Below are 10741 nucleotides of genomic sequence, written 5' to 3'. Positions count from 1 at the left end.
ACGTAAGTGGAATGTATTTGTGTTGGCGTACCGTTAGTACGGATGCATGGAGGGGGCAGTGGAGGGGGATATTGCCGCAGGGCTGGATTCAAGAGTGAGGGAATAGATTGATATATGTTTATAAAAAAGCTATCTGTTTTCAGATAGCTTTTTATTGAAGATTTTATAAGATAAACTTTTTGAGGTAATTGCAAAAGATTATCTGTTGGCCATGATCTGAGATTCAACCTGATCAATATTAGCCTGGTCAAAAACCATTGTCTTATTATTAGGCAAATAGGTAAAAACTTTATCTTTTTTCAAGTCAACTACTTTGATTTTAGTCTCTCCATTCATTTGATACCAAGCTTTTTCTTTGGGAAAATATTGGAAATCTACCTGTACGTCCTGGTAGGCAACAGACATATTGTTTTTACTTTTGGTGATTTTGTATATCTGTCCTTCGTGCAGGATGGTGGATTCTTCTACTTCTCCCGATTTCATAGCAATGGGATTTTTTTCTCCCCAAAACTCGATTGAATTAAAAATTAATCCGTCACCCAATACTGTTAATTCATAGGCGGGTAAAATGCATAAACCTAAAAATACCAGTTCGTTTACAAACTTTTTTTGAGATACCTGACCGTTCCAGTCATGTAATTTACTGGTTAAGGCAAATGAACCATAGCATCCTGTCATGGAAACAGCTGTAGCTCCCAATAATACTGCAACAGTAGTTTTTGTAATAAACTTTCTCATAATCAATTCTTTTTATTATATAAAAAATATAAATATATTATAAGTATGTTGTAAAAATATAATTTTTGATGGAAATATGCAACTTCTATTTTTTCTTTTACGTAGGGAAATTTTTTAATAAAGTGTAGAATGTTTTTTTAGAAAGAAGAGATAAATTATAAATAATTGTAAATTTGCGTGGAAAATACAACAATTCAAATGAATATTGTTGTATTTGAAACATTTTTTTGTTTTGAATTCAGGATAATTCTTTTTAAATATAGTGATATGTCAGTTTATTTTAGTTTTAAGGAAATCATTAGTGCTTTTATGGTTCTTTTTGCTGTCATTGATATTTTAGGTGCGATACCTATTATTGTCAGTTTACGGGAGAATAATCAGAAAATAGAAGCAGGAAAAGCTGCTATTATATCTTTTGTAATTTTAGTATCTTTTTTGTTTCTGGGACAAGCTTTATTGGGATTGTTTAATGTAGACATATCTTCTTTTGCGGTAGCAGGAGCTTTGGTATTATTGGTGCTTGCGGTGGAGATGATTTTTGGTATTGAAATATTTAAGAATGATAGTCCCTGCGGTTCGGCAACGATAGTTCCTTTGGTATTTCCTTTGATAGCAGGTGCAGCTTCCTTTACTACTTTACTTTCTTTGCGGGCAGAGTACAATATTTTGAATATTATTATTGCTGTTGCTTTGAATATGCTGGTGGTTTGGATTGTGCTTCGGTATGTTTATTACGTGGAACGTTTATTTGGGAAAAGTGGTATTTATGTTATGCGTAAATTTTTTGGTATCATTTTGTTGGCTATTGCAGTCCGTTTGTTGACCGGAAATCTGACTTCTCTGATCGGAAGTTTTTAGATTTTATCTATAAATTTTATCAGGCGGTTGGCATAAATCAGATACAAAATTGTCCAGAACAGAAAACGGAACATACGTCCGATAAACATATAAATAAAGGTACGGGTACGGTTGGTGTGGTAAAATCCAAGGGCAACGTTAGAAATGTCACCCAATACCGGAACCCATACAAACAAGGCCAGAAAGCTGCCATATTTTACAATCCATTTTTTTTGTTTTACTAATTGTTCCTCTTTAATGTGGAAGAATTTTTTTATTCGGTTGGTATTGCCGGCATGGCCTATTTCATAAATAACTAATCCACCCAACCATCCTGCGATAGAGGCAATGGTTAGGCAAGTCCAGGGATTAAATCCTTTGGAGAGCAGGAGTACGTATAAAACATCGGCTCCCAGGGGAATGAAAAGGGCGGAAAAGAAACAGCCGGCAAATAGGCCTAAATATCCGTAGCTTGTCCAGTTAGGAGGAGTGAGTAGAATAAAAATTGAATCGTAATCCATCATATAATCTTTCATACAGGTGTACGAATGAACAAGCTGAAGGTTTGTTTTGAAAATAAATTCTGAAAATATCGGAAAACATTTCAGGATATGTGGGGAAAGAAGCGTTCTGCAAAGTGAAGATATAGAAAAATCCAGACCAAGAAACGGCCTAAACGACCGATTAGCATATAAATGGCAGAAAGCCATGGATTAACTTTATAAAATCCGAGGGCAATAGCAAATAGGTCACCAGCAATGGGTAACCAGGTAAATAAAGCCAGCCATATTCCGTACCGGTCTATGTTTTTTTTCTGCTGGAGAAGTTTTTCTTCTTTTACTTTCAGCCACCGTTCTATCCATTCCCATTTTCCAATCCGTCCAAGCCAATAGGATGTGAGTCCTCCTAACCAATTGCCCATAGTGGCTATAAGCAGACAGATCCAGGGGTTTCCGCCTAAAGCGAGTGTACCTATCAAGAGCACGTCTGCACTCATGGGAATGAGGGTTGATGCTAAAAAAGATCCCAGGAATAAGCCCCAATACCCTAATTCTATGAATGAATTCATGACGTTGGGATTATACGATTTCTATCCGTATATTCCCTTGAGCTTCAGGAGTGAAAACCAGACATTTACGATGAAGAGACTGATTCTCAAAATTAATCAAAAGGGTAGGGTCGATGGGTTTACCGTTTACCCGAATTTCAAAGTGTACATGGTCTGTGGTGGCTCGTCCGGTTTCTCCGGTAAGACAAATGGGAGTGCCGGCTGTGATATGGTCTCCGGAGTGGACCAGGTGTTTCGAATTATGGGCATAAACGGTTTCTAAACCGTTGTAATGACGGATAACGATGACGTTACCGTATCCACGACTCCAGTTTGCCATACGTACCACTCCGTCAAAAGCAGCTACTACGGTGTCCTGACAATTGATTTTTAAATCCATGCCGGTATGCATCCGACCGTTGCGGCGTCCGAAAGGGGATAATAAACGGGCTCCGGGAAGGGGAAAAACAAAAGCTTCTTCCGGAATATTTTTCAGGTCAAGTACCAATTCCTGCCTGCGTGCGAATAGTTCTTCATGGGAAAGGCCGACGATGTGTTTTTCTACCGAGGAAAATGAATCCCGGAGTTCCAGTATGGGTTCGTAAAATTTTGCCGGCTGGGTCTGATAAAAAGCAAAATCAATTTCTAAGTCTGAAAGCAGGCTGTCTGGAAGATTAAAAACAGGTGGAGGGGTATAGGATAATTGAGTAGGGATAGTAGTGCGGCGTGAGCAGGAGCAGAAAATGACTACTATTATACAAATGATGGTTCGTGTTCGTTGAATAAATCCCATGTAATCTGTTTAGGTGAATGAATATGCAACATTATTTATAGTAATGTTTTTGCTACGCAAATATAATATATTAAGTTGCTTTCATTAGTGAAACTCCTTGTTTTACAACTAATTTTAACATGGTAACGTTTCCGGAGAAATTTATATTTGCTCCTTATTTTACCTTCTTTCTTGCTTATCTTTTAGTTTTATTTGTACTACCTTTGCCTGGCTTTTGAAAGAAGTAACAAGAGAGGATATTAAGTGTTCAGAAATGGAATGGTTAAATAGTATTTTGGTTGAGCATACTGTTATTCAAGCTGTTGTTGTGATTGCCCTGATTTCAGCAATAGGTTTGTTATTAGGTAAAATTAGTGTTTGCGGAGTTTCCTTAGGAGTGACTTTTGTTTTTTTTGCCGGCATTGCTGCCGGGCATTTGGGTTTCTCTATAGACTCTCAGATGTTAAACTATGCTGAAAGTTTTGGTTTGATTTTGTTTGTCTATGCCTTGGGGTTACAGGTTGGGCCTGGATTTTTTGGATCTTTCCGGAAGGGAGGAATGACTTTGAACTTTTTGGCTATGGCAGTTATCTTGGTGGGTACCGTTATGACTTTAGTTTTTCATGTCCTGACTGGTGTATCTTTGCCGGATATGGTAGGCATATTAAGTGGTGCTGTTACCAATACTCCTGCTCTGGGGGCTGCCCAGCAGACATTGAAGCAGATGCATATAGATGCTGCTGACCCTGCATTAGGGTGTGCTGTTACTTATCCATTGGGAGTTGTAGGAGTTATTTTAGCAGTGATTGTTTTAAGAAAAATGTTTCCTAAGAAGACAAAAGAAGTTATTGTTGCAGATGACAAAAGCAAGCAGACTTTCATTGCCGGTTTTGAGGTTTGTAATCCCGGTATTTTTGGGAAAAGTGTTAAAGAAGTGGCCCGTTTGGCTACTCATTCTTTTGTCATTTCTCGTTTGTGGAGGGAAGGGAAAGTAACTATTCCAACTTCAGATACTGTTTTGCACCAGGGAGACCGTTTATTGGTGATTACTACTGAAGCTGACGAAGAAGCGATGAAAATCCTTTTTGGAGAAGAGGAGAATGTAGATTGGAACAAAAAAGATATTGATTGGAATGCTATTGATAGCCAGCTGATATCTCAGCAGATTGTAGTGACGCGTGCGGAAATTAATGGAAAAAAATTGGGAACATTAAGGTTACGGAATAATTATGGTATAAATATTACTCGTATTTACCGGGCTGGAGTTCAACTGTTAGCTACCCCTGAGCTGATACTGCAATTGGGTGATAAATTAATAGTGGTGGGGGAAGCTGCAGCCATAAGCAATGTAGAGAGGGTTTTGGGCAATCGGTTGATTAGTTTGAAAGAACCCAATTTGATTGCGGTTTTTATCGGTATTGTGTTGGGGCTTGCAGTCGGAGCAATTCCTTTCTCAATTCCCGGAGTAGAGTTCCCGGTACAGTTGGGCTTGGCTGGCGGACCTATTGTTGTGGGAATTTTAATGGGGGCTTTCGGACCGCGTTTCCATATGGTTACTTATACGACCCGTAGTGCAAACCTGATGCTCAGAGGGTTGGGATTGTCTATCTATCTGGCTTGTCTCGGATTGGATGCCGGAGTACATTTTTTTGAGACGGTTTTTCGGCCTGAAGGTCTGTTGTGGATTGTTTTAGGATTTGCTATTACCATTCTACCTGTTATGTTAGTTGCCATTTTTGCTTTAAAAGCCATGAAAATTGATTTCGGTTCCTTGGCAGGCATGTTGTGTGGAAGTATGGCTAATCCGATGGCATTGAATTATGTAAATGCAACAGTGGAAGGAGATAATCCTGCTGTTTCTTATGCGACTGTTTATCCTTTGTGTATGTTTGTCAGGGTGATTATAGCCCAACTATTGCTTATGTTGTTTTTATAAGCCTGTTCCCTGGGGTAGTTTGAGGGGAACAGACTTAAGTGTGAAAGTATTAATATCCCATAGGGTAGCCCTGGTAAAACCAGTGCATAATATGTGAACCGAACAACAACCCTAAAACAATCCATACGGCCAGTAAGATTAAGGTTGCTTTGGCCCAGTTGGCTTTGGTGATATTGGTGTTCCGGTTAAAGGCCCAAACGAATAACATAATGATATTCACTAAGGGAATAGCGAGTATAATAAGGGTGATAACCCAGTTTCCGATGGATACCTCCGGATAGATGCGGGGAATAGGTCTTTCTTTTTCCATGATATTTTTTGTTTTATAGTTAATTTCCGGTAAACCGATTTTACTGAAAACGGATTTCCGGTTTTTCCTGAAACAGGAAAAGGGGAAATTTAATGCCTAATGTTGTAAGGCAGCAGGTTTGGGTAAAATCTGTTGTTCGGGAAGTTATACGCAGGAGTACTGTGAAAAGGTTTGTGGAAACAAGGATTTTAATCTAACATTAGATTCATATAGGGTTGTTGGGCAGGAGCTAAATGATTCAGAGGAAAAGGAAGCTGTTCCGGATGGTATCCCAGGAGGGCTTGGGTTAGTGTGGGAATATCCGTTTCGGCATCTGTAGTTGTACCAGTCGGTTTTATCTTTTGGCATTCTCCTTGGGAGAGTTTGTAAATTCCTGTATTGAATGAAAGTTGGGGATCATCTATTTTGATGGTAAGGGTTAGGCCTGGGTTTTGTTTGGAAACTTGCTTTAGCATTTGTTGGGCGTTAATAATGCGGGCCATTCCGTAACTGTGGTGATGGAGACCGTAGGGTGGGAGTTTACAAATGATAGGTTTGTCCGGCCATATGTTAAAAACTTGTTTCAGCAGTGCCTTTTTGCATGATTCGTTTTCCCAGAGGATTTCTTTGATGAAGGTGTGATTTGCTTCGGGGATTGCTAAGGCCCATCCTTTTATTTCCTGGTTTCGGGAAATGGTTAGCAAACGTCCTCCGCATAAGTAAGCTTCTTCGATAATAGCCATATAATCTTCATAGGAATGTTGTATACAACAAATTCTGTGCTCCATCGCTTGGCTGAAAAAACGATAGGTTGCAGTAGTGAATTCAGGATGAAAAGTTGTTGGACTGGTGACTTGAAAAGAAAAATCGTGAGGAATACTGTCAGGCACATATATTTCGGTTGAGTAGTCAAAGACGCTGGCATATCCCAACTTGTTGTAATATTCAAATAAACAGTCTTCTGCGGGAATAAGAGTGCTGAGAATCACTCCTGCTTTGTTCATCTTGGTGAGTGCTTCTTTGAGCAAAAGAGTCATATAGCCTTGGTTGCGGGCCTCCTGACAGGTGCATGCTCCTGAGATGTAAGAGGTAAGGATAACTGTTTTGAGCCAGGACATAGGGTATGGTAGCAGGAGGAGGGAAGAGACAGGCTTGTGGTTTTCTTCATATACCAAAGCATTTTCGTTGCTGTATTTCTTCTTGAAATAGAATTGGATGAAATCTTCCGGATCTTGAAAATTTTGCTTCCATAATTCCATGATTTGCTGTTTTTTCCCCATAACTTACTTTTTTATAGCCCTTGCTTTTTCCAGCAGAATTGTAGGATGGTATGATAATTTGGCCTGTCTTAATCCCGGTATTCCCAGGTCCTCTTCACGATTCAAGTAGATATATTGTTCTGGCAGGTTAGCTGCAAACAGTTGGTTGATTGCACTGTAAATACCGTCAATGTGAATATCTGCTTTTTCATAGTGTACTCCGAACGTTTCTTGAGAAATAGGAGCTCCAAAAGTAAAGGCGGCTAATTTGTCTTCTGTACGGATAATAGCTCCGGTTAACCCTAAGGTTTCGAAATGGTGTAAAGCAAAAGTCAGTGCACGCCGTTCGTTCCGGATATTTTCATTTTCGATATATCCGTGTTTCATACACCATTCCGCTTCGAATTGTAAACATTCAGGTACGGATTCAGCAGTTAAAGGCACATAGTTAAATTCATAGGCTTTTCTGAATTTATTGACATGATTACGTTTGGGCTGATAATTTTTCCCCTTGAGTTCGGCCAGGTCTTGTCTTTTATAAATGTAATCAAAATAATTGCGGTCACTCTTATATTCAAATGCATGTGGATAAAAAGCTTCCAATTTATCCTTTAGCTCGGGAAGGATTCCCCGGAAAACGAGCGGGGCATTTTCTGCTGCCGCCTGTTTTTCTAATTCCTTGATAGCGGGGAGCGGATTTTCCTGACCTATGGGCAGGAAGTATTCATGAAACCCTTCAGGATGAAGAAAGCGAATGACTAATTGGTGGTTTATAATCGCAAAACTGGATTCTGTCATGAAATGCCAACTGCACAGGTTTGCAAAAGAGAGTTCACAATCTTTTGATTCTGAATGGTATATATAGGAAGTGATTAGGTCTTTATCTTGTATTGTGATAGGGCTGAATGTTGTCATATACATTCTGGTTTCTGGTTGCGAATGTATTTTATTTTTTGTTGCTTCCATATTTTTTTGATGTGGATTTTTTATATAATTGTGAAATAAGTTTATTTTCTTGATTCAGATTAGGTGTTTTAGGAGAGAAAACGGAATTGATTTGAAAATGTTTATAAAATAAAGACATAAAAAATCCCGGAATTATTCCGGGAAAATAATAGAATATCGGAGACGATTATTAATCGTCGATTTCTTTCAATTGGAAAGTGGGCGTGTATTTTAATTCCAGCTTATTGTCCAGTTTAATCTCATAACCTTTGCTGTCTCTTTCTATTTCTACAACTTTATTTTGAGGGAATTGCTCCGTTATGTGTTTTTTTATGGCAGCAGGAATTAACGCGTCCGGTATGGAGGAAAGTTTGCAGTCTATTTCTTTCCACTCTCCTTTGTTGTTAAATTCAATTTTTTCTCCGTTGGTAAATACTACCTCGTATGTTTTATCCCATATTTCATTTTCCATTTTTGCAAAAGAGACTTCATTTTTGGGGAAATACTTTTTGATGAATTCCTGGGATTTTTGTGGTAATTCATTCCAGGAAATCGGTTTGTCATTGTCTGCTTTGGCAAATCCGAGAATAGCGAATAGACAGATACTAAATGTAATGAGCTTTTTCATGGCAATTTATTTAAGGTTTATACTTCAAAATAATTTTCAAATTAATGAAGATTTTTGAATAATGTACGTTTTTCCCTCATAAAAAAGGCATAATTCATGTAAATATTATTTATTTTTATAAATAAATAACTGGCGTTAAATAAGAATAGTATTATATGTATCATGCCACTGCATGTTGGTATTCTTTTATTCGGTTCATGTATTTGAACTGAGGTGCCGGTTGTCTGGACTGCCTTTGTAAGCCGTTCCTTTACTGCTTTCGAGGAACTCGGGCAGCCGTTCTAAGCAGTTAACAGAATCCTCCGGACACCGCTCCCATAGTCCGTCAGCACAGTTTCATTCCCTTTGTGTTGATATATCCTTTCAACGTTGTGTAACGGAAGAAAGAATTATGGGTTATGTGTAAAGATGTATATAAATATTTTTGTTTTCTGTTTACTCTTTGGGTGAGATCAGAGATTCCATGTTAGCCTGGCTCTGGAACTTATTACCGGTAAACCGAAACGGGGCCCTTGGGGCTGAATCAGTATCTTTATTTTTACACGGCTGGAGAGCAAGACCGGAAGGTTAGAAGGAAAATTTATGCAACAAACAAAGAATTTAAAAAAATAAGCTTTATATATTTGGTGTTTTAAGATAAAGTCCTACCTTTGCATCCGGAATCAACCAAAGAGTATGGATTTCGCCTGTTCTTAAAACAGTTTTTGGTGCGGTAGTTCAGCTGGTTAGAATACAGGCCTGTCACGCCTGGGGTCGCGGGTTCGAGTCCCGTCCGCACCGCTGAGAGTCAAGACAATAGGTTGACAAAAGCGGACAAAGCACGTAATATTCAACAGATTACGTGCTTTTTTATTGCCCTTCAGAAAACTACGGAAGTCACAAAAATGCCCCGAAAAGACAAAGTGCAGTTACAAATTCGTTACAGAAAAAGGAGTGAGAAAAATTGTAACGATTTTTGAGTTAAACATCTGATTTTATACTTCTTGTCTCTCAAATGTCTGCCCTGATTTTAGTCGTTAATCCTTCCTTTGTCCCCTCGTTTATCAAAGGAGTTTAAATGAAAAAATTATGAGCAGTACTTTTAAAACGCTTTTCTACATCAGAAAGAATTATCTGAACAAGGAGAAAAAAGCCCCCATCATGATTCGGGTGACTATCAACGGAAAGATGGTGCAGTTCAATTCCAAACTGGATATTGAGCCGGAACTGTGGAATTCAAAGAAGCAGGAAGCTACCGGAAACGGGAATCAGACAAGAAAGTTCAACACGCTGTTAGCTAATATCAAGTATTCTATTCAAAACCATTTTCATGAAATCGCTCTCGAAGAAACACCGACCCCAGAGAAAGTACGCGATTCGTTTTTAGGCGTTACCGATAAACAAACGACTTTAATGGTACTTTTCCAGAGACATTTGGACAATCTGAAAAATATTGTCGGTAAGGGCATGGCAAAAGCTACCTATGATAAGTATGAGATTACTTTTCGCAGAGTGAAGGAGTTTATGAAAAGCAGGTACAATATTCTTGATATCCCCCTCCGGGATATCAAGAATATATTTGTCGTGGATTTTGAAAACTTCCTTATTCAAAAGTATGATTACGGAAAGAATACAAGGGCGAAGTTTTTACAGCGGTTTCATTCGGTCATTCTGATTGCCAAGAGAAATAACTGGATAAAAACAGACCCTTTTGATAATTTCGTCATCGGAAGCCAGAAGGTAGACAGGGGATATTTGACGCAAGCGGAAGTGGATGCTATCTGGAACAAGGAATTAAATGTTGCTAGACTGGAGAAAGTAAGGGATGCTTTCATTTTTGCCTGTTATACTGGGTTGGCCTATATTGATGTCTGCAATCTGAAGCAGCATAATATCGTCACCATCAACGGGGAAAAATGGATACAGACACGACGGCAGAAAACCGATACGCTGGTGGAAGTGCCTTTGTTGAAAATTCCGGAAGTTATCATTGAGAAATACAAGGGGCGTGTTCCCGGGGATTCCCTTATCCCCATTTCCACCAATCAAAAGGTTAATGCGTATCTCAAGGAGATTGCAGATTTGTGCGGGATTCAGAAGAATCTAAGCTATCACCTTGCCCGCCATACGTTTGCGACGACTATCACGTTGAGTAAGGGGGTAAGTATGGAAAGCGTGAGTAAAATGCTGGGACATACGAAGATTACCACGACGCAGATTTATGCCCGCATCCTGAATTCTAAAGTGAAAGAGGAAATGAAGTTGGTGGAAACGGCGCTGGAAAATGCGGTATGATGTGTCAGAATGAAG

General features: G+C 38.9%; 11 protein-coding genes and 1 tRNA gene. 4 read left to right on the top strand and 8 right to left on the bottom strand.

The features are described from left to right. Nucleotides 1–198: 198 nt before the first annotated feature. On the bottom strand, nt 199–738 hold the full coding sequence (locus D1136_RS10080) for a DUF3332 domain-containing protein (protein WP_161877509.1): 540 nt from the start codon (nt 736–738) through the stop codon (nt 199–201). Between the two features lie 267 nt (nt 739–1005). Between D1136_RS10080 and D1136_RS10075 the strand changes: the two genes are divergently transcribed. Beyond that, nucleotides 1006–1596 carry a MarC family protein gene (locus tag D1136_RS10075; RefSeq protein WP_161877508.1) on the top strand — a complete coding sequence of 197 codons (591 nt, stop codon included), beginning with the start codon at nt 1006–1008 and terminating at the stop codon, nt 1594–1596. Here D1136_RS10075 and D1136_RS10070 read toward each other — a convergent pair. The 3 genes from D1136_RS10070 to D1136_RS10060 all read right to left on the bottom strand — a co-directional run bounded on the left by D1136_RS10070 (nt 1593) and on the right by D1136_RS10060 (nt 3416). Then, complete coding sequence (locus tag D1136_RS10070) at nt 1593–2096, bottom strand: YqaA family protein (RefSeq protein ID WP_161877507.1); 504 nt, start codon at nt 2094–2096, stop codon at nt 1593–1595. The two genes, D1136_RS10075 and D1136_RS10070, sit on opposite strands and share 4 nt — an antisense overlap. An 83-nt stretch (nt 2097–2179) precedes the next feature. Continuing rightward, nucleotides 2180–2644 carry a YqaA family protein gene (locus D1136_RS10065; RefSeq protein WP_161877506.1) on the bottom strand — a complete coding sequence of 155 codons (465 nt, stop codon included), beginning with the start codon at nt 2642–2644 and terminating at the stop codon, nt 2180–2182. A gap of 10 nt (nt 2645–2654) precedes the next feature. Next, the gene (locus D1136_RS10060) at nt 2655–3416 is read right to left on the bottom strand and encodes a M23 family metallopeptidase (protein ID WP_161877505.1); all 762 of its coding nucleotides are present in this window, start codon (nt 3414–3416) and stop codon (nt 2655–2657) included. A gap of 253 nt (nt 3417–3669) precedes the next feature. Here D1136_RS10060 and D1136_RS10055 point away from each other — a divergent pair, with 253 nt between their 5' ends. Continuing rightward, on the top strand, nt 3670–5331 hold the full coding sequence (locus D1136_RS10055) for a putative transporter (protein ID WP_161877504.1): 1662 nt from the start codon (nt 3670–3672) through the stop codon (nt 5329–5331). 49 nt (nt 5332–5380) lie between these two features. Here D1136_RS10055 and D1136_RS10050 read toward each other — a convergent pair whose 3' ends face one another. The 4 genes from D1136_RS10050 to D1136_RS10035 form a co-directional block, all read right to left on the bottom strand. After that, a complete protein-coding gene (locus D1136_RS10050) occupies nt 5381–5641 on the bottom strand; it encodes a hypothetical protein (RefSeq protein WP_161877503.1) in 261 nt (86 codons plus the stop codon). A gap of 188 nt (nt 5642–5829) precedes the next feature. After that, nucleotides 5830–6879 carry a GNAT family N-acetyltransferase gene (locus D1136_RS10045; RefSeq protein ID WP_161877502.1) on the bottom strand — a complete coding sequence of 350 codons (1050 nt, stop codon included), beginning with the start codon at nt 6877–6879 and terminating at the stop codon, nt 5830–5832. 24 nt (nt 6880–6903) lie between these two features. Next, nucleotides 6904–7794: a DUF2156 domain-containing protein gene (locus D1136_RS10040; protein WP_161877501.1), complete on the bottom strand. Its 891-nt coding sequence runs from the start codon at nt 7792–7794 to the stop codon at nt 6904–6906. 220 nt (nt 7795–8014) lie between these two features. Continuing rightward, entirely contained in the window at nt 8015–8452 is a 438-nt protein-coding gene (locus D1136_RS10035; RefSeq protein WP_161877500.1) for a PepSY-like domain-containing protein, read from the bottom strand. Between the two features lie 706 nt (nt 8453–9158). Here D1136_RS10035 and D1136_RS10030 point away from each other — a divergent pair. Together D1136_RS10030 and D1136_RS10025 are read left to right on the top strand one after the other, a co-directional pair. Beyond that, a tRNA-Asp gene (locus D1136_RS10030) sits at nt 9159–9232 on the top strand. A 288-nt stretch (nt 9233–9520) separates the two neighbouring features. After that, nucleotides 9521–10726: a site-specific integrase gene (locus tag D1136_RS10025; RefSeq protein WP_202623108.1), complete on the top strand. Its 1206-nt coding sequence runs from the start codon at nt 9521–9523 to the stop codon at nt 10724–10726. Nucleotides 10727–10741 lie beyond the last annotated feature (15 nt).

Source organism: Odoribacter sp. Z80 (genome assembly GCF_009935865.1).
Classification (GTDB): Bacteria; Bacteroidota; Bacteroidia; order Bacteroidales; family Marinifilaceae; genus Odoribacter.
Note: the sequence above shows the minus strand (reverse complement) of the source record. Positions and strands in the feature narration are given on the sequence as shown.